Annotated in this window: 16 protein-coding genes; 9 read left to right on the forward strand and 7 right to left on the reverse strand. The window is 70.9% G+C overall.

All coding sequences use genetic code 11. The features are described from left to right. Positions 1 to 30: 30 nt before the first annotated feature. Entirely contained in the window at positions 31 to 957 is a 927-nt protein-coding gene (locus ACYQPG_RS03765) for a 2-keto-4-pentenoate hydratase (protein WP_461230280.1), read from the forward strand. A 125-nt stretch (positions 958 to 1,082) separates the two neighbouring features. Next, entirely contained in the window at positions 1,083 to 1,337 is a 255-nt protein-coding gene (locus ACYQPG_RS03770; RefSeq protein WP_419828718.1) for a hypothetical protein, read from the forward strand. Positions 1,338 to 1,347: 10 nt separating this feature from the next. Here the strand turns inward: ACYQPG_RS03770 and ACYQPG_RS03775 are convergent, their stop codons facing one another. Beyond that, positions 1,348 to 2,055 (reverse strand): response regulator, encoded by a 708-nt coding sequence (locus ACYQPG_RS03775; protein WP_419828719.1) that lies wholly within the window; start codon positions 2,053 to 2,055, stop codon positions 1,348 to 1,350. Continuing rightward, positions 2,052 to 2,543, reverse strand: a complete 492-nt coding sequence (locus ACYQPG_RS03780; RefSeq protein WP_147910186.1) for a MarR family winged helix-turn-helix transcriptional regulator — start codon at positions 2,541 to 2,543, stop codon at positions 2,052 to 2,054. The genes ACYQPG_RS03775 and ACYQPG_RS03780 overlap by 4 nt, the downstream gene beginning before the upstream one ends. Before the next feature lie 273 nt (positions 2,544 to 2,816). On the opposite strand from ACYQPG_RS03780, the gene ACYQPG_RS03785 reads away from it, so the two are divergent. Beyond that, positions 2,817 to 4,181, forward strand: a complete 1,365-nt coding sequence (locus ACYQPG_RS03785; RefSeq protein WP_461230281.1) for an 8-oxoguanine deaminase — start codon at positions 2,817 to 2,819, stop codon at positions 4,179 to 4,181. A 338-nt stretch (positions 4,182 to 4,519) separates the two neighbouring features. On the opposite strand, the gene ACYQPG_RS03790 is transcribed toward ACYQPG_RS03785, so the two are convergent. The 3 genes from ACYQPG_RS03790 to ACYQPG_RS03800 all read right to left on the reverse strand — a co-directional run bounded on the left by ACYQPG_RS03790 (position 4,520) and on the right by ACYQPG_RS03800 (position 10,736). Continuing rightward, a complete protein-coding gene (locus ACYQPG_RS03790; protein ID WP_461230282.1) occupies positions 4,520 to 6,193 on the reverse strand; it encodes a formate--tetrahydrofolate ligase in 1,674 nt (557 codons plus the stop codon). Positions 6,194 to 6,450: 257 nt separating this feature from the next. Then, entirely contained in the window at positions 6,451 to 8,319 is a 1,869-nt protein-coding gene (locus ACYQPG_RS03795; RefSeq protein WP_147941729.1) for a tetratricopeptide repeat protein, read from the reverse strand. A 743-nt stretch (positions 8,320 to 9,062) separates the two neighbouring features. Beyond that, positions 9,063 to 10,736, reverse strand: coding sequence for an electron transfer flavoprotein-ubiquinone oxidoreductase (locus tag ACYQPG_RS03800; protein WP_147941730.1), 1,674 nt, complete (start codon positions 10,734 to 10,736; stop codon positions 9,063 to 9,065). A gap of 280 nt (positions 10,737 to 11,016) precedes the next feature. On the opposite strand from ACYQPG_RS03800, the gene ACYQPG_RS03805 reads away from it, so the two are divergent. Together ACYQPG_RS03805 and ypfJ are read left to right on the forward strand one after the other, a co-directional pair. Then, complete coding sequence (locus ACYQPG_RS03805; protein WP_461230283.1) at positions 11,017 to 11,904, forward strand: uracil-DNA glycosylase; 888 nt, start codon at positions 11,017 to 11,019, stop codon at positions 11,902 to 11,904. 137 nt (positions 11,905 to 12,041) lie between these two features. Then, entirely contained in the window at positions 12,042 to 12,953 is a 912-nt protein-coding gene (gene ypfJ, locus ACYQPG_RS03810; RefSeq protein ID WP_147941327.1) for a KPN_02809 family neutral zinc metallopeptidase, read from the forward strand. A 725-nt stretch (positions 12,954 to 13,678) separates the two neighbouring features. Here the strand turns inward: ypfJ and ACYQPG_RS03815 are convergent. Beyond that, positions 13,679 to 13,939, reverse strand: a complete 261-nt coding sequence (locus ACYQPG_RS03815; protein WP_147910434.1) for a hypothetical protein — start codon at positions 13,937 to 13,939, stop codon at positions 13,679 to 13,681. A 176-nt stretch (positions 13,940 to 14,115) separates the two neighbouring features. Here ACYQPG_RS03815 and ACYQPG_RS03820 point away from each other — a divergent pair, with 176 nt between their 5' ends. Then, positions 14,116 to 15,738, forward strand: coding sequence for an ABC-F family ATP-binding cassette domain-containing protein (locus tag ACYQPG_RS03820; RefSeq protein ID WP_147941328.1), 1,623 nt, complete (start codon positions 14,116 to 14,118; stop codon positions 15,736 to 15,738). A gap of 181 nt (positions 15,739 to 15,919) precedes the next feature. Beyond that, the gene (locus ACYQPG_RS03825) at positions 15,920 to 16,399 is read left to right on the forward strand and encodes a hypothetical protein (RefSeq protein WP_461230284.1); all 480 of its coding nucleotides are present in this window, start codon (positions 15,920 to 15,922) and stop codon (positions 16,397 to 16,399) included. Positions 16,400 to 16,544: 145 nt separating this feature from the next. Here ACYQPG_RS03825 and mnmE read toward each other — a convergent pair whose 3' ends face one another. Next, complete coding sequence (gene mnmE / locus ACYQPG_RS03830; protein WP_461230285.1) at positions 16,545 to 17,870, reverse strand: tRNA uridine-5-carboxymethylaminomethyl(34) synthesis GTPase MnmE; 1,326 nt, start codon at positions 17,868 to 17,870, stop codon at positions 16,545 to 16,547. 173 nt (positions 17,871 to 18,043) lie between these two features. Between mnmE and bla the strand changes: the two genes are divergently transcribed. Both bla and ACYQPG_RS03840 read left to right on the forward strand, forming a co-directional pair. Continuing rightward, positions 18,044 to 18,943 (forward strand): class A beta-lactamase, encoded by a 900-nt coding sequence (gene bla / locus ACYQPG_RS03835; RefSeq protein ID WP_461230286.1) that lies wholly within the window; start codon positions 18,044 to 18,046, stop codon positions 18,941 to 18,943. A gap of 117 nt (positions 18,944 to 19,060) precedes the next feature. Continuing rightward, complete coding sequence (locus ACYQPG_RS03840) at positions 19,061 to 19,567, forward strand: YbaK/EbsC family protein (RefSeq protein ID WP_461230287.1); 507 nt, start codon at positions 19,061 to 19,063, stop codon at positions 19,565 to 19,567. The last annotated feature ends 239 nt before the right edge of the window (positions 19,568 to 19,806 follow it).

Below are 19,806 nucleotides of genomic sequence, written 5' to 3' on the forward strand. Positions count from 1 at the left end.
CCCGCCGGCCGCCATGCTACAGGTCCGGGGATGAGCGATCCCGTCCCCGCCGCCACCCATGCCCGCACCATCCTGGCGGCTCACGAGCATCGCCGCCAGATCCCGCCCCTGAGCGGCTGGGATGCCGGCCTGGACCTGCCCGCCGCCTACCGGGTCGCCGAGGCGGTCCGGTGCCTGCGCGCGGCGCGGGGCGAGCGGCCGGTGGGCCGCAAGATCGGCTTCACCAACACGACGCTCTGGGACGCCTACGGGGTCCGCGCCCCGATCTGGGGCCACGTCTACGACACGACCCTGCGGGCGCGCGCCGACCTGACCGGGCCGGTGCCGCTCGCCGCCCTGGTCGAGCCGCGGATCGAGCCGGAGATCGTGTTCGGGCTGGCCCGGGCGCCCGAGCCCGGCATGGACCCGGCCGCCCTGATCGGGTGCCTCGACTGGGTGGCCCAGGGTTTCGAACTCGTGCAGTCGCTGTTTCCCGGCTGGCGCTTCGCCGCCCCCGACACCGTGGCGGCGTTCGGGCTGCACGGCCTGCTGGTGCTGGGCGAGCGGGTGCCGCTCATACCGGCTTCGACGCCCGCCTGGATCGATGCGCTGGCGAGTTTCTCGGTCGACCTGCTGTGCGACGGCGCGGTCGCCGACCGGGGCCGCGCCCGCAACGTGCTCGGCGGCGGCCCCCTTTCGGCCCTCGGCCATCTCGTTGATGTTCTGGCTAACGATCCTGCGAGCCCGCCGCTCGCGCCTGGTGAGATCGTCACGACCGGGACGCTCACCGACGCCCTGCCGGTGGCGCCCGGCCAAGTCTGGAGCACCCGGCTCGCGGGGCTCCCGCTGCCGGGCCTCGACCTCGTTCTGGCCGGACGCGCCGACGGCCCCCCCGGAACGCCCGTGATCGCGCGTCTTCGACACAAAGCCGCAGAGTATTCGCGCGAAATCCGTCGCGGGTGCCGCCGGATGGGGTAAGGCGAGATGGGGCGGCCGATCGCGGCACGCGATTCGCCCTGTGCCGCACATCCGCGTTCTCCATCCCGGCCCTTCCGGGAGGTGGGGCGTTGGTGATGATTAGCCGACATGCCACATGCTGAGACATGCCTGGACGCGCCCGGAGCCGCCACACGACCTTCCTGGTGTCCGTGACCGCGGAGCGATCCGGCGGCCGCGGCCGGTCGGGTTCCAAACCCGCTCCCCTGGTCTACGCCGTGATGAAGCCGAACGCCGAGGCCGCCCTGGCGGCGGTCCGTGCGCTGGCCGAGGGGCCGGTCGCCGTCGCCGTCGTGGGCAGCCTCTCCACCCGGGTGTCCAAGGGGCTGAAGCTGAAGCCGGGCGAGCCGCGGGTGGTGTAGCGGGCCCGGATCAGTCCACCGCGAGCCGGTAGCCGACGCCCCGCACCGTCTGCAGGAAGACCGGGTTGGCGGGGTCGACCTCGGTCTTGCGGCGCAGGCGGTTGATCTGCACGTCGACCGTGCGCTCCGCGGCGGCGCCCCCGGGGCCGGCGAGCTGCTCGCGCTCGACGTTGGCGCCCCCGGCCGTGGCCAGGATCGTCAGGATCTCGCGCTCCCGGTCCGTGATCCGGATCAGCGCGTCGTCCCGGCGCAATTCACCCCGGTCGATGCGGAACGCGAACGGCCCGAAGGTCACCGACTCCGCCGCCGCCTCGCGCGGGTGGTCGCTGCGCTTGATGATGTTGCTGAGCCGGAGCGTCAGCTCCCGGGGCTCGAACGGCTTGGGCAGGTAGTCGTCGGCGCCGATCTCCAGGCCCATCACCCGGTCGTTCGGGTTGGAGCGGGCGGTGAGCATCAGGATCGGCACCCGGGAGGTCTCGCGGACGCTGCGGGCGTAGTCGAAGCCGTTCTCGCCGGGCATCATCACGTCGAGCACCATCGCGTCGAACACGACGCTCTGGGCCCGGGCCCGGGCCTCGGCGGCGCTGGCCGCCACGGTGACGCGAAACCCCTGGTCGGTCAGGTAGCGGGCCAGCAGTTCGCGCAGGCGGCGGTCGTCGTCGACCACGAGGACGTGCGGCGCCGCGTCGGGCAAGTCGGCCCGGGGGGCGGCCGTCACGCGCCGCCACCGCCGGTCGGCCCGCGCCGGGCCATCAGGCGCCGGACCGCAGGCCGGTCCTCCGGCTCGATCATCGCCATCAGAAAATCCTCCGGGGAGCCCAGCGCGTCCGGCGCGGCGAGCGCCCGGGCCAGGCGTCGGGCCTGGACGCGGGTGAGGTCGGCGGCCAGCTCGGCACCGGACGGCGTGCAGTACAGCAGGCGCTGGCGCCGGTCGCTCGGCCCGGTCTTCTGGGTGACGTAGCTCTGCCCGATCAGGTCCTTCAGCACCCGGTTGAGGCTCTGCTTGGTGATCCGCAGGATGTCGAGCAGCTCCGCGATGGTCAGCCCCGGATAGCGGTCGACGAAGTGCAGCACCCGGTGATGCGCACGGCCGAAGCCGTAGGCGGCCAGGATCCGGTCCGGGTCGCCGACGAAATCCCGGTAGGCGAAGAACAGCAGCTCGATCAGGTCGTCGCTGCCGAGGGCGTGCGCGGCGGTCGCGGCCACGCCGTCCGGCCGACGGGGCGCCGCGGCAGGCAGCCCGGAGACGCGCAGGCCGTCGCGCTGAACCGATGACGTCACGGGGGGCAGACCGTCACTTTAAGCAGACCGGATGATAAGAAGGTCAGTCCCGCTGACATGTCTCAGCGCCGCCCGGGAGCGTCAAGCCCGGGGGCGCCGGCCCGCGAGACAGCCGCCCCTGACCCGTCCGGGGCTTGCCGGCCGCCGCGCCGGGTCCGATACCGGTCCGGTGCGAGGTCGGGACCCGAGGGGAACAGCATGCGCGACGCCGAGATACGGGGCCGCCGGGTCTGGATCCGCGATCCGCTGGCCATCCTGGCCGAGGGGGCCGGGGGCGGCGTCGTGGTGGAGGGCAGCCGGATCGTCGAATGCGTGCCGGCGGGCGCCCGGCCGGCCGCCCCGGTGGACGAGACCTTCGACGCCGCGCGCCACGTGATCGTCCCGGGGCTGATCAACACCCACCACCACGCCTTCCAGACGCTCACCCGGGCGCACCCGCTGGCGATCAACAAGCCGCTCTTCCCGTGGCTGAAGGCGCTCTACACGGTCTGGGGCCGGATCACCCCGGAGGCGTTCCGGCTCGCCACCCGGGTGGCCTATACCGAATTGCTGCTCTCGGGCTGCACCACGGCGGGCGATCACCATTACCTGTTCCCGGAGGGACTCGAGGACTCGGTGGACGTCCAGGTCGAGGAGGCCCGGAGCCTCGGAATCCGCGCCGCCGTGACCCGTGGGTCGATGAGCCTGTCCGACCGGGAGGGCGGCCTGCCCCCCAAGACGCTGACGCAGGACGACGACACGATCCTGGCCGATTGCGAGCGGGTGCTGAACCTGTTCCACGACCCCGCCCCCGGGGCGATGGTGCAGATCGGCCTGGCGCCGTGCTCGCCCTTCGCGGTGACCGAGCGGCTGATGCGCGAGAGCGCGGAGCTGGCCGCCCGGCACGGCTGCCGCCTGCACACCCATCTCGGCGAGACGCTGGACGAGGACGGCTACTGCCAGTCGATGTTCGGCTGCCGACCGGTGGACTACCTGGAACGGGTCGGCTGGATGACCGACCGGGTCTGGCTCGCCCACGGCATCCACTTCAACGACGCCGAGGTCGCCCGGCTCGGCAAGGCCGGGGTCGGCGTGTGCCATTGCCCAACCTCAAACATGACCCTGGCGTCGGGCCGCTGCCGCACCTGCGAACTGGAGGCGGCGGGCTCGCCCGTGGGCCTCGGGGTCGACGGATCGGCCTCCAACGACAGCTCCAACCTCATGGAGGGGGTGCGGCACGCGCTGATGCTGAGCCGGCTCACCTACGGGGCGGAGGCCGTGACCCATCGCGATGCCCTGCGCTGGGCCACGCAGGGCTCGGCCGCCTGCCTGGGACGCGCCGATATCGGCCGGATCGCGCCGGGCCTGGAGGCCGACCTCGCCCTGTTCACCCTGGACGAGCTGCGCTTCTCCGGCGCCCACGATCCGCTGGCCGCCCTGGTCCTGTGCGGCGCGACCCGGGCCGACCGGGTGATGGTGGCCGGCCGCTGGCGGGTGATCGACGGTGAGCCGCTGGGTGTGGATACGGGCCGCCTGCGCGAGGACCATTCGCGGCTGGCGGTGGCGCTGTTCGGGGCGGGATGAGCCTCGAAGGCGGCCGGGTTTCCGCCGCGTCGCGGACGAGGGCCAAGGGCGGTGCCGATGCTGCGCCCTCCCCCATCTGTGGGGGCGGGAGGGCGCAGCATCGGCAGGGGGCGGCAAAGGGGAACCCGGCTTCTGGATGAAGCCGAGCGGGCATGACGGCCGCAGCCATAGGCTGCACGTTGCGCCCCTCGCACGGGCCTTCGTCCCGTCCCGGCCCGGCTTCGGGTGCCACCTTCCCCCGCAGGGGCGGGAGATGCGCGTGCGTCCAGCCGTCAGCCTGATTCAGCAGCGACGTCTGACTGACTTTGCCTGCAGAGGCGCAGCCCGAGCGACCCCGCTTAGAACAGCCCGTCGATCTGCCCGTCGGCATCGAGGCGGATCGTGTCGGCGGCGGGGACCCGGGGCAGGCCCGGCATGGTCATGATCTCCCCGCAGATCGCCACCACGAAGCCGGCACCGGCCGAGAGCCGGACGTCGCGCACCCCGACGACGTGGCCCTCGGGGGCGCCCATCAGGCTCGGGTCGGTGGAGAACGAGTACTGGGTCTTGGCCATGCAGATCGGCAGGTGGCCGTAGCCGTCCTTCTCGAAGGTGGCGAGCTTGCCCGCGGCCTTGGTCTCGATCTGGATGTGGGCGGCGCCGTACAGCTTGGTGGCGATCGCCCGGATTTTTTCCGAAAGCGGCGCCTCGGTTTCGTAGGCGTAGCGGATCGGGGCCGGCTCCTTGGCGGCGAGCCGCACCACCGCGTGCGCCAGCTCCTCGGCGCCGGCGCCGCCCTCGGCCCAGTGGCGGCAGGTGATCGCCTCGACGTCGAGGCGTTCCCGGCACAGCTCCTTCAGCCGGGCGTGCTCGGCGTCGGTGTCGGCGTGGAAGTGGTTGACCGCGACCACAACGGGCAGGCCGAAGCCGCGCAGGTTGGTCACGTGCCGGGCGAGGTTGGCGAACCCCGTCTCGAGGGCGCCGATGTTCTCGGCCCCGAGGCTCTTCTTATCGACGCCGCCGTGCATCTTGAGCGCGCGGATCGTGGCCACCACCACGACCGCCGAGGGGCTCAGGCCGGCCTGCCGGCACTTGATGTCCAGGAACTTCTCCGCGCCCAGATCGGCGCCGAACCCGGCCTCGGTCACGGTGTAGTCGGCCAGCCGCAGGCCGGCCCGGGTGGCGATCACCGAGTTGCAGCCATGGGCGATGTTGGCGAACGGGCCGCCGTGGATCAGCGCGGGGTTGCCCTCGAGCGTCTGCACGAGGTTCGGCTGCAGGGCGTCCTTGAGCAGCACCGTCATGGCGCCCGTGGCCTTCACGTCCTTGAGCGTGACGAGCTTGCGGTCGCGGGTCTCGGCGATGACGATCCGGCCCAGGCGCTCCTCGAGGTCGGCGAGGTCCTTGGCGAGGCAGAACACCGCCATCACCTCGGAGGCGACCGTGATGTCGAACCCGTCCTCCCGGGGGAAGCCGTTGGCGACGCCGCCGAGCGACTGGGTGATCTGGCGCAGGGCCCGGTCGTTCATGTCGACGACCCGGCGCCAGTGGATCCGGCGCACGTCGATGTTGAGCTCGTTCGCCCAGTAGACGTGGTTGTCGATCAGGGCGGCCGCCAGGCTGTGGGCCGACGTGATGGCGTGGAAGTCGCCCGTGAAGTGCAGGTTGATCTGCTCCATCGGCACGACCTGGGCCTTGCCGCCGCCGGCCGCCCCGCCCTTCATGCCGAAGCAGGGGCCGAGCGAGGGCTCGCGCAGGCAGATCATGGTCTTCTGGCCGATGCGGTTCAGCGCGTCGCCGAGGCCCACCGTGGTGGTGGTCTTGCCCTCGCCCGCGGGCGTCGGCGAGATCGCCGTCACCAGCACGAGCTTGCCCGGCGCCTTGCCCTCGAGCCCGGCGATGTAGCCGTGGTCGAGCTTGGCGATGTGCTTGCCGTAATTGTGCAGCGCCTCGTCCGGGATGCCGAGCTTCTCGGCAACCTGTGCGATCGGCTTCAGGGTCGCGGCGCGGGCGATCTCGATATCTGACGGCATGGGCGTTCTCCCTGGCTCCGCGGGCCCGGCGCCCGCCCACCCGCCGACTGTTATCGTACGGGGATCTTGCCTCGCGATGATGTGCAGCGCCGGTCGCTCGGATGCGCGGACGCAGCCCGGGACGCGGCGAGGCCGCCCGAGGGCAGCCGCGGCACTGTGCGTCAAACCGACCGGAAAAGCGCGTCGATTTTTATGAGCCGACGGACAAATTAGTCTTGCCGGCCCGGAGAGTATGCGCGCCCCGGAGGAGGCAGCTTTTAACCCCCCGACTTCTTGGCCTTGTCGGCGGCGCCCGGGGCCTCGTGCGGCTGCGGGGCGCCCTTGGGCAGTTCCGGATTCTCGGCGTTGTGCGGGGCCGCCACCGGGGCCGGCACGGTCTCGGCCGTCGCGGTGGGCTTCTCGATCTCCGGCAGGCCGTCCTTCAGCTTGTCGTTGATCTGCGCGAGGTCGTCCGGCTCGGGGTTCAGGTCCTTGGCGTGCTGCCACTGGAACTTGCCCTCGAGGCGCCGGCCCGAACGCCAGTAGGCGTCGCCGAGGTGGTCGTTGATGGTCGGGTCACCGGGCTTCAGCTCGACCGCCTTCTCCAGCTCGCGCACAGCGTCGTCCCAGCGGCCGAGGCGGTAATAGGCCCAGCCCAGGCTGTCGACGATCATGCCGTCCCGGGGGCTCGCGTCGGCGGCCTGCTGCAGCAGCTTGAACGCCTCGTCGATGTTGATCTTCTGGTCGACCCAGGAATAGCCGAGATAGTTCATCACCTGGGCCTTGGCGGCCGGCTGGCTCGCCGGCACCAGGGACAGGGCCTTCTTCAGGTCGGCCTCGGCCTTGGGCCATTGCTTGGCGCGCTCGTAGGCGGTGCCGCGGAAGTAGAAGGTCGTCCAGTAATTCGCCAGCGGCCGGTCGCCGATCAGGTCGATGGCGCGGGTATAGGTGGCGGCCGCCTCCTCGTACTTCTTGCGCGCCCGCTGGACGTTGCCCAGCGCGGTGATCACGTCGATGTCGTCCGGATGCGCCTTCATGGCGGCGTCGAGATGGGCCAGCGCCTCGTCGCCCTTGCCCATCTGCTCCAGGTTGAGGCCGACCTGGATGTCGGCGTTGAGCTTGAGCGGCGAGGTCGCGGGGATCTGCGCGTAGGCCTCGTTGGCCCGCTCGGTCTGCTTCATCCGGTCCAGGGTGTCGGCGAGCGTCAGCCGGGCCAGCGCGTGGTCGGGGGCGAGGTAGAGCGCGAGCCGCAGGTAGATCACCGCGGGCAGCTCGTCGCCCTGCGTCGAGCCCGCCGAGCCCAGCCCGTACAGCACCTCGGCGGCGCCCTCCTGGGCGTTGCCGATCAGGCGGGCCAGCGGCTTGCCGTCCTTGAGCTTGTCCAGGGCGTCGCGCACCAGCGGGTGCCGGGGCGAGAGCTGGTCGAAGTCGGAATAGGCCTGGATCGCCAGGTCGGTGCGGCCGAGGCTGGCCTCCAGCCGGGCGTAGGCATCGACGATCCGCAGGGTGTTGCGGTCGGCCTCGTAGGCGGCCTTGAGCCGCCGCTCGGCCTCGGCGTTGTCGCCGATCACCGAGGCGATCAGGCCGGCATGGTAGTCGCGGAAGGTGTTGTAGTAGCGCTCGCCCCGGAGCTTGTTGACCGTCTCCAGCGCCTTCTTGCCGTCACCCGCGCCGGCATAGGACCAAGCGGTCAGCAGCGTCGCGGTCAGGTCGGTGGCCGCGCCCCGGCCGCTCCTCGAAAAATTCTGGCGGGCGGCGGCCCACTGGCCGGCCTTGATCTGGCGCACCCCGAGGGAGAGGTTGGCGAGCCCGTTGGTGGGATCGCGTGCGATCAGCTTCTCGCCGGCCCGGAACGCGTCCGGCAGGGCGCCGTCGGCGAGCAGCGAGATGAAGGCGCGCTCGACCAGCTCGGCGTTGCGCGGGTCGGCCTTGACCGCCTCGCGGTAGAAGGTCGCCGCCGCCGCCGTGTCCCGGGAGGCGCCCGCGATGTAGGCGGACAGGAAGTTGCCCTCCAGGGATTCCGCGGGCTCGTATTCGAGCAGCGGGGCCGACTCGCGCGGCTGGGCGGCCAGAACGGTCTGAGGCAGGCCGGCGGCGAGCATCAGGGCGAGCGCCGAGACGCTCCGGCGGGCGCGTGTTGTCATCATGAACCGGTCGCGGCTCCTGGGCGCCGGCCTACGGGGGCCGGGCGCGAGAATGGCGGGGCATCCCCGAAAATCGCTGGGGACACTGAACGCATCCCGCCAGCCCCGCAAGGCGAAAGGATGGCGCGGGGGCTTACGGATTCAGGCCGGCGCGGTAGCCGGCGTCCTCGGACTCGCGCACCTCTGTCAGGCTTGCACCCGCGCGGGCCCTCGTCGCTAGCTGCGACAACGTTGCCGCCCGCGGCGAACAGATTGGCCGGAGGTTTGCTCGGAAGCATCGCCGGAAGCGTGTTCGTCGAGGGGCGAGGCACGCTCACAGGGATAGCGAGACCGGCACTCCGGCACGCGGCTACCCCAGGCCAGAGGTCCGGACGGGTCGAGGCAGCCGGGTCGAGATCGCGCAACGGCGCGAGGAAGGTCTTCGGCTCGAGGAAGGTCTTCGGGGCGAGGAAGGTCTTCGGGGCGAGGAAGGTCTTCGGGGCGAGGAAGGTCTTCGGGGCGAGGAAGCCGCCCCGATGCTTTGTCACGATTGCCACAGCGCGCGCCCTGACGTCGCGCTCAACACCCGGACGGTCGGACGAAACGTATTTCTCTAATGAAACGGGGGCAACCGGAGCGCCATCCCGTGGGAGGCGCCGGGGCTCGGCGACCCAAACCCGCTGCCGGCTGATCGCAAACATATGGGTACGCCCGCCTGTCCGACGAACGGCGAACGCGTCAGACGGCCGATATGTATCGGCCGTCCCTCACATGTTCGGATAGTTCGGTCCGCCCGGGCCCTCCGGCGTCACCCAATCGATGTTCTGGTTCGGGTCCTTGATATCGCAGGTCTTGCAGTGGACGCAGTTCTGCGCGTTGATCTGGTAGCGCACGCCGTCGCTGGCGGCTGCGTCCTCCACCCACTCGTAGACGCCGGCCGGGCAGTAGCGGGACGAGGGGCCGCCGTAGACGTCGTGCTCCGAGCGCTTCTGCAGCTCCAGATCGCGGACCTTGAGGTGGGGCGGCTGGTCCTCCTCGTGGTTGGTGTTCGAGAGGTAGACCGAGGAGAGCCGGTCGAAGGTCAGCTTGCCGTCCGGCTTCGGGTAGGTGATCGGCGTCACCTCCGAGAGCGGCTTGAGGCAGGCATGGTCCGGCTTGCCGTGCTTGAGCGTGCCGAACGGCGAGGCGCCGAGCAGGCTGGTCGCCCACATGTCGACCCCGCCGAGCCCCACCCCCACCAGGGTGCCGTAGCGCGACCAGAGCGGCTTGACGTTGCGCACGGCCTTGAGGTCCTGCCCGATCGGGCTGTCGCGCCAGCCGGCATCGTAGGCGGCGAGCTCGTCTCCGGCCCGGCCGGCCTTCAGGGCGTCCGCGATGGCGTCGGCCGCCTGCATCCCGGACAGGATCGCGTTGTGCGAGCCCTTGATCCGCGGCACGTTGACGAAGCCCGCCGAGCAGCCGACCAGGCAGCCGCCCGGGAAGACCAGTTTGGGCACCGATTGCCAGCCGCCCTCCATGATGGCGCGCGCGCCGTAGCCGATGCGCTTGGCGCCCGCGAAGGTGTCGGCGATCATCGGGTGGGTCTTGAAGCGCTGGAACTCCTCGAACGGCGACAGGGTCGGGTTCTCGTAGTTCAGGTGCGTCACGAAGCCGACCGACAGCAGGTTGTCGTCGAAATGGTACAGCCAGGAGCCGCCGCCGGCCCGGTTCGGCAGGGGCCAGCCCATCGTGTGGCGCACCAGCCCCGGCTCGAAGGTGGAATCCGGCAGCTGCCACAGCTCCTTGACGCCGAGCCCGTACTTGAAGTGGTCGCTGTGGCGATTGAGCGAGAACCGCTGGATCAGCCCCTTGGTCAGGTTGCCCCGGGCGCCCTCGCCGAACACCGTGTACTTGCCGCGCAGCTCCATGCCGCGGGTGTAGTCCTCGCGCGGATCACCCGAACGGCCGATCCCGAGGTCGCCCGTGGCGATGCCCGCCACCGCGCCGGCCTCGTCGAACAGCACCTCGGAGGCCGGGAAGCCCGGATAGATCTCGACGCCGAGCGCCTCCGCCTGGGCGCCCAGATACTTGCAGGTGTTCGACAGCGAGCCGACGAAGTTGCCGTGGTTCGACATGAGCTTGGGGAAGAACACGTTCGGCAGGGTCACGCCGCTGTTCTTGGTCAGCATCATGAACTCGTCACGCCGGACCTCGGTCTTGAGCGGCCGCTCCGGATCGGTGCGCCAGTCCGGGAGCAGCCGGTCGAGGCCGATCGGGTCGATCACCGCGCCCGACAGGATGTGGGCGCCGACCTCGGAGCCTTTTTCCACCACGACGACGGAGATCTCCTCTCCGATCTCGGCCGCGCGCTGCTTCAGGCGGATCGCGGCGGCGAGCCCGGCCGGCCCGGCGCCGACCACGACCACGTCGAAATCCATGCTTTCGCGTTCGGGCAGCGCCATCGTCGAGCCTCCTGTTTTCTTGTCGCTATGCCCGATCCGTTGCCGGATCGGCAGTACGTGTCGCCGTCTCAAGCGATTCCAGACTGGAAAGGCAAGCGGCCGGAGCCCGGACTTGAGCGAAAGCTCTCCTATGCCGCATGGGGGGAATACGGACGGGCTCGGGGCGACCCGGCGGTCACCGTCGCGTGCGGCAGGGCGCCGAGGGCCGCGCCGTTCGGTCACGCAAGTCCTTGCCGTCGAGCGGGTTTCAAGAGTTGTCCACAGGCATCGAGCGCCCCACATGCTGACCAGCATGCCGAGCCCCACCGACGCGCAAGCCGACCTCATCGCCTATCTCGATTTCCACGTGGAGGCCGGCGCCGACGCGGTCCTCGACGAGCGGCCGCACGACCACTTCGGCGAGGCCGACACGCCGGCCCCGACCCTGCGGGCGCCCCGGCGCCCGGCGGCTTCGCCCCGGCCCGCCGCCCCGTCCCACAGCCTCGTGCCGCCCCCGGGCTCACCCCCCTCCCCGGCCCCGGCCCCGGCCCGCACCTTCGGGCGTGCGGCGAGCGCCCAGCCGGAGGAGGCGGCGAGCGATGCCCGCGCCCGGGCGCGCGAGGCCAAGAGCCTCGACGAGCTGGAAAAGATCCTGGCGGATTTCGACGCCTGCCCGCTGCGCTTCACAGCCAAGAACCTGGTCTTCGCCGACGGCAATCCCGAGGCGCGGGTGATGTTTCTCGGGGAGGCCCCGGGCGCCGACGAGGACCGGATCGGCAAGCCGTTCATGGGCCGCTCGGGCCAGCTCCTCGACAAGATGATGGCGGCGATCGGCCTCGATCGGACCAGCGCCTATATCGGCAACATCGTCCCGTGGCGGCCCCCGGGCAACCGCAACCCGACACCCCAGGAGGTGGCGGTGTGCCGGCCCTTCGTGGAGCGCCAGATCGAGCTGGTCGATCCGGAGGTGATCGTCTGCCTCGGCGCCCCCGCGACCCAGACGCTGACCGGCACCAAGGACGGGATCCTGCGGACCCGCGGCCGGCTGTTCCCGTACAAGCTGCCGACCGGCGAGGCGAAGCTCCTGGCCACCCTCCACCCGGCCTTCCTGCTGCGACAGCCGGTGCAGAAGCGCCTCGCATGGCGGGATTTTCGCGCCTTGCGCGCCCTGCTCGACGGGAAAGCTTGACCGGAGCCGCGGAACCGGGCGTTCCCTCCCGTCATTAGAGTTTCGTCCCGAACGGTGTCTGCCGGCTTTCGGACATAGGCGATGCACAGTTAGGACCGCACCCTGCCCGGCGGCAGGCGCGGCATCAGGGCGGGACCATGCGCTGGGACGATCTACGCAGCTCCGACAACGTCGAGGATCGCCGCGGTGAGGGCGGTGGCGGCGGCGGCATGGGCTTCCCGGGCGGCGGCGCGGGCGGCCTCGGGATCGGCACCATCGTGGTGCTGATGATCATCGGCTACTTCACCGGCATCAACCCGGCGATCCTGATCGGTGGCGCCCAGCAGATCGGCCGCGGCGGCGGCCAGCAGGAGCAGACGGCCGACCCGCAAACCCAGTCCCGGCGCCGCCAGGCCCCGACGGACGAGAGCGGCCGGTTCGCCTCGAAGATCCTGGGCAACACCGAGGACGTGTGGAGCCAGATCCTGCCGCAGCAGACCGGCAAGCAATACACCCCGACGACCCTGGTGCTCTACACCGGCGGCACCCGCTCGGGCTGCGGCTCGGCCCAGGCCGCCATGGGCCCGTTCTACTGCCCGCTCGACAAGAAGGTCTACCTGGACACCGGCTTCTTCAAGGAGATGGCGAGCAAGTTCGGCGTGAAGGGCGACTTCGCCTACGCGTACGTCATCGCCCACGAGGTCGGCCACCACGTCCAGGACGTTCTTGGCATCCTCGGCAAGGTCCAGGCCCGCCAGCAGCAGGCCTCCAGCAAGACCGAGGCGAATGCCCTGTCGGTGCGGATCGAGCTGATGGCCGATTGCCTGGCCGGCGTCTGGGCCAAGAACTCGAACGACAAGTACGCGGAGCTGGAGCAGGGCGACATCGACGAGGCCCTGAACGCCGCCGCCCAGATCGGCGACGATTCGCTGCAGAAGCGCTCGCAGGGCTACGTGGTGCCGGATTCCTTCACGCACGGCTCCTCGGCCCAGCGCCAGCGCTGGTTCACCGCCGGCTACAAGAGCGGGCAGACCAAGGCCTGCGACACGTTCCGGACGGCGAACAACTGAGGCTCGGTCAGGGCTCCGGGGATACGGCGAGCAGGCCCTGTCTATGCGAGCGTAGCGACGCAACCCTGCGGCGCTACGCTCCCTGACCGGACGCTTCCCCAGGTCGCTTCGCTGCGCTCGTTCCGTGACGGGCATCGACCCCGCTCTCTCGCGCGCGCCGGCATCCCGGCGACGTGGATGGCGACAGGCGTACGCCCTGTCCCAGTCCGATCCATCCATTCCGATCCATGCAGATCGCGATGGCGTCCCTCGCCGTGGCTGCGAAAGGACAGGGCGCCCTGAGACGGGACCTGCTGCAACATCTCGGCCTCTCGCCGGAGGAGCGGGTCGACCTGCGAGACGTGGCCAAGTGGTGCGCTGCGCGGGCGGCCCGGCCATCCGGCACCATCGCCGATGTCGTCCAAGCCTTCGACGCAGACGTGACGCGGCATGCGCCTCGGACGATCGAGGCGATGAACGCCCGGGCGGAGGCGGGCTTGGGCTGGTGCGCCGGACGACGCACGAACATGTCCCTTGACACCGCCGTGTTGGCTCGGACTCAGGCCGCGAGAGGCCGGTGGCGACTTCGCCGACGGCGTCCTGGCGTAGGAAGGCCGGCGGCTCGCCGGTGAGATCGTCGTCTCCTTCGACCAGGAGGCTGTGACGTCGCGGGCCCGGCACGGGGAGGCCGCGCAGCGCCTGTGCGGAACGCGGCTCCGGTCGCGATGCGTCCCGGGCCGGGCTTCTCAGCGCTGGCTCAACCGCAGGGCGTTGGCCTGGACCTTCCGGCGGTAGCTGCGGATCACCTTGCCGTTCGAGGCGCCCGAGGCGACCATCAGGGCCGCTTCGCTGGCCGCCATGATCTTCTCCGTCACCATGCGCTGCGCCTCGATCTGCGCGGCCGGGCCGCCCACCGCGAACATCGCCATGCGCTGTGCGATCACCCCCTGGGCCTCCAGGCCCAGCATGGCCATGTCCAGGCTCGTCTTCCACCAACCGAACAGCATCGCGTTCCTTGTGTCTCGCGCGGGGCAACGGCCCTGCCTGTGCTTGGCTCCCGGCGCCGATCCCACGGTTGCGTGAGCGGCAAGCGGCCCCCCGACCCCGGCTTCGTCTTTGCGCCGTCTCGATCCATGCCGTAAGCGGCCCGAAGCATTTCCCCCGGACACGGCAACCGCCCTTCATGATACGCCTGGACAAAATCACCAAGCAGAACGGGCGGCAGCTCGTCTTCATCGAGGCCTCGGCCGCGCTCCAGCGGGGCGAGAAGATCGGGCTCGTGGGTCCGAACGGGGCCGGCAAGACCACCCTGTTCCGGATGATCATCGGCCAGGAGCAGCCCGACGAGGGCCAGGTCGCGGCCGACCGGGGCATCACCATCGGGTATTTCAGCCAGGATGTCGGCGAGATGGCCGGGCGCAGCGTCGTCACCGAGGTGATGGACGGCGCCGGTCCGGTGAGCACGGTGGCGGCCGAATTGGCGGAGCTCGGCGCCGCGCTCGCCGACCCGGACCGGGCCGACGAGATGGACGCCCTGGTGGAGCGCTACGGCGAGGTCCAGGCCCGGTTCGAGGAACTCGACGGCTACGCCCTGGAGGGGCGCGCCCGGGAGGTGCTCGACGGCCTCAGCTTCAGCCAGGAGATGATGGACGGCGATGTCGGCGCCCTCTCGGGGGGCTGGAAGATGCGGGTCGCGCTCGCCCGCATCCTGCTGATGCGCCCGGACGTGATGCTGCTGGACGAGCCGTCCAACCACCTTGATCTCGAGAGCCTGATCTGGCTCGAATCGTTCCTGAAGGCCTATGACGGCGCCCTGCTGATGACCTCGCACGACCGCGAGTTCATGAACCGGATCGTCACCAAGGTGATCGAGATCGACGGCGGCGCGCTGACCACCTTCTCGGGCGACTACGCCTTCTACGAGGGCCAGCGGAAGCTGAATGAGGCGCAGCAGCAGGCGCAGTTCGAGCGCCAGCAGGCGATGCTGGCCAAGGAGATCGCCTTCATCGAGCGGTTCAAGGCTCGGGCCTCCCACGCCGCCCAGGTCCAGAGCCGGGTGAAGAAGCTCGATAAGATCGAGCGGGTCGAGCCGCCCCGGCGGCGGCAATCGGTGGCGTTCGAGTTCCAGCCGGCGCCGCGCTCGGGCGACGACGTCGTGATGCTGAAGGGCGTCCACAAGCGCTACGGCAGCCGCACGATCTACGAGGGGCTGGACTTCTCGGTGCGGCGCCGGGAGCGCTGGTGCGTGATGGGGATCAACGGCGCCGGCAAGTCGACGCTGCTGAAGCTCGTCACCGGCACCACCGCGCCGGACGACGGCTCGGTCATGGTCGGCGGCAGCGTCAAGCTCGGCTACTTCGCCCAGCACGCCATGGACCTGCTCGACGGCGACCGCACCGTGTTCCAGACCCTGGAGGACGCGTTCCCGCAGGCCGGGCAGGGCTCGCTGCGGGCGCTGGCCGGCTGCTTCGGCTTCTCGGGCGACGACGTCGAGAAGCGCTGCCGGGTGCTCTCGGGCGGCGAGAAGGCCCGGCTGGTGATGGCCCTGATGCTGTACGACCCGCCGAACTTCCTGGTGCTCGACGAGCCGACCAACCACCTCGACATGGGCACCAAGGAGATGCTGATCACCGCGCTTGCCAACTACGAGGGCACGATGCTGTTCGTCTCCCACGATCGGCATTTCCTGGCGGCGCTGTCGAACCGGGTGCTGGAGGTGACGCCCGAGGGCATCCACCAGTACGGCGGCGGCTACACCGAGTACGTGGCCCGCACCGGCCAGGAGGCGCCAGGCCTGCGCAGCTAAACCAAGCCTGCGCAGCGGAACGAAGCCTGCGCAGCCAAAGGAAGCCTGCACAGGTGAACGAGGCCTGCGCAGCTCACAGGGGCCTGCACGATTGACGGGGGTGGGCCGCGACCTTCGGGCCCGCTCCCGCGCCGGGTTTCCGGCGCTAAGCTCGTGGCGACCGGGCCGGGGGCCAGATGCCGTGCGACGCCTGCTGAAATTCCTCCACACGATGGGGTCGGCCGGGTTGCTGGGGGCGATGGCGTCCCTGGTGGTCCTCCTGGCGCTGGTTCCCGCGCCGGCCGCCCTGCCCGGCTACGCGGCGATCCGGGGCGCCATGGGGGCCGTCGCCACCTGGGTGTTCCTGCCGTCGCTCGCCGCGACCCTGCTGTCCGGCCTGCTCGCGATGGCGCTCAACCGGGCCTACCTCAACGCCGGCTGGGCCTGGGTGAAGCTCGCCACCGGGGTCCTGATGTTCGAGGGCGGCCTGGTCTACGTGCAGGGGCCGATGAACCGCGAGGCCGAGCGCAGCGCCCGGGCGCTCGCCGGCCTGCTGGATCCCGCCGCCCTGGCCGCCTCGCTGGAGGGCGAGCGCGGCACGCTCTGGGTGCTGCTGGCGGTGTCGGCCGCCAACGTGGCCCTGGGGATCTGGCGCCCGCGGATCCTGCGGATCCCACAATAGCCCCAATGGCCGGCCTGGCGGACTCGGGGACCTGTTCGTCCGCACGCGGAAAAGGCCGCGGTTCGAGGGCGGCGGTCGGCAGGATAAACGCGATTGCCGAGCCCGGCGCGACCGCCAGATCCCTCGAAATACGCCGGCTAACAAACTACTTTCCGATGCAGAAACCGGAAAACAGCCGGTCCAGCACATCCTCGACGCCGACATGCCCGCCGACCTCGCCCAGCGACCTCACTGCGAGCCGGAGATCTTCTGCAGCGAGTTCGGGCAGCGCGCCCGCCCCGGCGAGAAGCCGGTCGAGATGTGCCACGCAGGCCTCCAGCGCCGCCCGGTGGCGGGCCCGCGTAACCAGCGCGTCGCCGGTGCCGAGCCCGGCTTCCGCCGCGATCTGAATCGCGTCCAGCAGCGCGTCCAGCCCGGCCCCGGTCCGGGCCGAGACCGCCAGTGCTCCGGGCGCCACGGTGTTTGTTAAGCCGGCAAAAAGATCGATCTTGGTGCGCACCGGGAGAACGGGAAGGTCGGCCGCACCGAGATCCGGCCCGCTCCCGTCCGGGGGGACGAGGGCCAAGACGAGGTCGGCCGTGCCGATGCGGGCGCGGCTGCGCCGGATGCCCTCGGCCTCCACCGGCTCGGCGGTCTCGCGCAAGCCGGCGGTGTCGACCAGGAAAACCGGCAGGCCGCCGAGATCGAGGCGGATCTCGATGGCGTCCCGGGTGGTGCCGGGCACATCCGACACGATCGCGACGTCCCGCCGGCTGAGCGCATTCAGCAACGTCGATTTTCCGGCATTGGGCGCACCGGCCAGCACCACGACAAACCCCTCGCGCAGGCGCTCGCCCCGGCGGCCATCGTGCAGGGCGGTCGCGATAGCGTGGCGCAGGCCGGACACGCGGCCGAACAGTGCGGCGTCGAGGCTGGCATCATCGACGTCACCCTCATCGGCGAAATCGAGCGCCGCCTCGGCCGCCGCCAGGCAATCGATCGCCTCCGCCCGCCATGCCGCGACCTGGCGGCTCAGCGCCCCGTCGAGTTGGCGCAGGGCCTGCCTGCGCTGCCCTTCGGTCTCGGCGTCGATCAGGTCGGCCACCGCCTCGGCTTCGGCGAGGTCCATGCGGCCGTTGAGCACCGCCCGGCGGGTGAACGCCCCGGGGCCGGCCGCCCGGCAGCCTGGGATCCGGGCCAGCGCCGTGAGCACACCCATCCGCACCGCCGTCCCGCCATGCAGGTGCAGCTCGGCCATGTCCTCGCCGCTATAGGTGTCGGGCCCCGGAAACCACGCGACCAGGGCGCGGTCGAGTTCGGTGCCGTCCGCGGGATCCCGCAGGGTACGCAGCGACAGGCGCCGGGGAGATGGCAGAGGTCCGGCAAGGGCGCCCAGCACCGCCCGGGCGCCTGGCCCGCTCACCCGGATCACTGAGACGGCGGCGCGGCCGAAACCGGTGGCCGGTGCGAAGAGGGTATCGGACTCGGTCATGCTGGTGTCACTGGCGGTGGTGCGCGGCCGCTTGGAATCCGACGCGTTTCACGTGAAACACGCGCTCCAGCCCGTGTATCACTCCGATGCGGCGAGTCGCGCCCCTGGCGTCATCGATCGGTCACGCCGACGCTTAAGATCGGCGGGACGATCCACCGAGAGAGCGAGACGCCGTGACGTCCTGGACCCGCCGTACCGTTTGCCTCGGCGTCCTCGCCGCACCGTTAATCCTGAGCCAGGGGACCGTCCGGGCCGATGAGACGGCCCCGACCCTGGCGGAGATCGAACGGCGTCTCGGCGGCCGTCTCGGGGTCTTGGCCGGGACACGGGACCGCGTGCTCCTGAGCCACCGGGCGGACGAGCTGTTCCCGATGTGCAGCACATTCAAGGCGGTCGCCGTCGCGGCCATCCTGGCGCGGGTCGATGCGGGATCGGAATCCCTGGACCGGGTCGTCGACTTCGGACCCGACATCCTCCTGAGCTATGCACCCGTGACCCGGAAGGTCGTGGAGGCCGGCGGCGGCACCGGGCGGATGTCGATCTCCGACCTCTGCGCCGCCGCGATCGTGTGGAGCGACAACAGCGCGGCCTACCTGCTGCTGACCGCGCTGGGCGGACCCAAAGCGTTGACCGTCTGGCTGCGCGGCACCGGCGATACCCGCACCCGCCTCGACCGGGACGAGCCGGCCTTGAACACCGCGTTGCCGGGCGATCCGCGCGACACCACCAGCCCGGAGGCGATGCGCCAGACCCTCGGGCGCGTGCTGCTCGGTCCGGTCCTGTCGGCGGCCTCGCGCGGGCGATTGGAGGCCTGGATGATCGCGTGCCAGACGGGGGCCAAGCGCCTGCGCGCGGGGCTGCCACCGGATTGGATCGTCGGCGACAAGACCGGCAGCGGCGACAACGGCACGTTCAACGATGTGGCGATCCTTCGGCCGCCGGGCTCCCCGTCCGGACCTGCGCCGGTCCTCGCCTGCGTGTACGTCACCGGAGCCACGGCCCCCGCGCCGGCTGTCGAGTCGGCCTACGCCGAGATCGGCCGGCTCATCGCCGCCAGGGTGGGCGCCACCTGATCCGAGACTGCAGTGGCGCAGCAGGCCGGGTATCGGAGCCGGTCCGATACGCGCGCCTTTTTTGGTCCGCCGCGTCTTCTCACGAATTTCGGCCGCCACCTCTCGAGACGATGCTCCATGGCCAAAACGCCTGCCACCAAAACGCCTGCCACCAAAACCACCCGGGCGACCCTGGCCCTCGACAAGGCCGGGATCCGTTACAGTCTCCACGCCTACGCCTACGATCCGGACGCCCCGCGCATCGGCCTCCAGGCCGCGGAAGCGCTGAGCGTCGAGCCCGGCCGTGTGCTGAAGACCCTGATGGCGGCGGTGGATGGGCGGACGGTCTGCCTCCTGGTGGCCTCCGACAAGGAGGTCTCGATGAAGCGGGTGGCGGCGGCCTTCTCCGGCAAGGCGGCGGCGATGCTCAAGCCCGCGGATGCCGAGCGCCTCACCGGCTACCATGTCGGCGGTATCAGCCCGCTCGGGCCGAAGCGGGTTTTTCCCACCGCGATCGATGCCGGCTCGCTGTCGGATCCGGCGGCCGAGATTCACGTGAACGGCGGCGGGCGCGGCCTGCAGATCCGTCTCACCGAGGGGGACCTCGCGGCCGTGCTGACGGCCCTGGTGGTGCCGCTGACCTGATCGGCCCCGAGGAACGCTCCAAGGAACGCTCCAAAAATCGTTCCAGGGATCGCGACAAGCGATCACTTCGAGCGATCACCTCAAGGGCACACCCCGACGGTAAGCCGCCGTTTACCCCGGTGCAGCACCCTGGCCCGGGATGCGGGACGGGTTCGGCATGCGGGTGACGGCACGGCAGCGACGCGGGGCATGCGGGACCCGGCCGCACGGGATCGGGACGGTGCTCGGCCTCACCCTCC

The sequence above is a fragment of the Methylobacterium sp. CM6246 genome (assembly GCF_054818005.1).

Coding starts and splice junctions, on each gene's coding strand:
- ACYQPG_RS03765 (WP_461230280.1), top strand. CDS start 31: ATGAGCGATCCCGTCCCCGCCGCCACCCATGCCCGCACCATCCTGGCG.
- ACYQPG_RS03770 (WP_419828718.1), top strand. CDS start 1,083: ATGCCTGGACGCGCCCGGAGCCGCCACACGACCTTCCTGGTGTCCGTG.
- ACYQPG_RS03785 (WP_461230281.1), top strand. CDS start 2,817: ATGCGCGACGCCGAGATACGGGGCCGCCGGGTCTGGATCCGCGATCCG.
- ACYQPG_RS03790 (WP_461230282.1), bottom strand. CDS start 6,193: ATGCCGTCAGATATCGAGATCGCCCGCGCCGCGACCCTGAAGCCGATC.
- ACYQPG_RS03795 (WP_147941729.1), bottom strand. CDS start 8,319: ATGATGACAACACGCGCCCGCCGGAGCGTCTCGGCGCTCGCCCTGATG.
- ACYQPG_RS03800 (WP_147941730.1), bottom strand. CDS start 10,736: ATGGCGCTGCCCGAACGCGAAAGCATGGATTTCGACGTGGTCGTGGTC.
- ACYQPG_RS03805 (WP_461230283.1), top strand. CDS start 11,017: ATGCTGACCAGCATGCCGAGCCCCACCGACGCGCAAGCCGACCTCATC.
- ypfJ (WP_147941327.1), top strand. CDS start 12,042: ATGCGCTGGGACGATCTACGCAGCTCCGACAACGTCGAGGATCGCCGC.
- ACYQPG_RS03815 (WP_147910434.1), bottom strand. CDS start 13,939: ATGCTGTTCGGTTGGTGGAAGACGAGCCTGGACATGGCCATGCTGGGC.
- ACYQPG_RS03820 (WP_147941328.1), top strand. CDS start 14,116: ATGATACGCCTGGACAAAATCACCAAGCAGAACGGGCGGCAGCTCGTC.
- mnmE (WP_461230285.1), bottom strand. CDS start 17,870: ATGACCGAGTCCGATACCCTCTTCGCACCGGCCACCGGTTTCGGCCGC.
- ACYQPG_RS03840 (WP_461230287.1), top strand. CDS start 19,061: ATGGCCAAAACGCCTGCCACCAAAACGCCTGCCACCAAAACCACCCGG.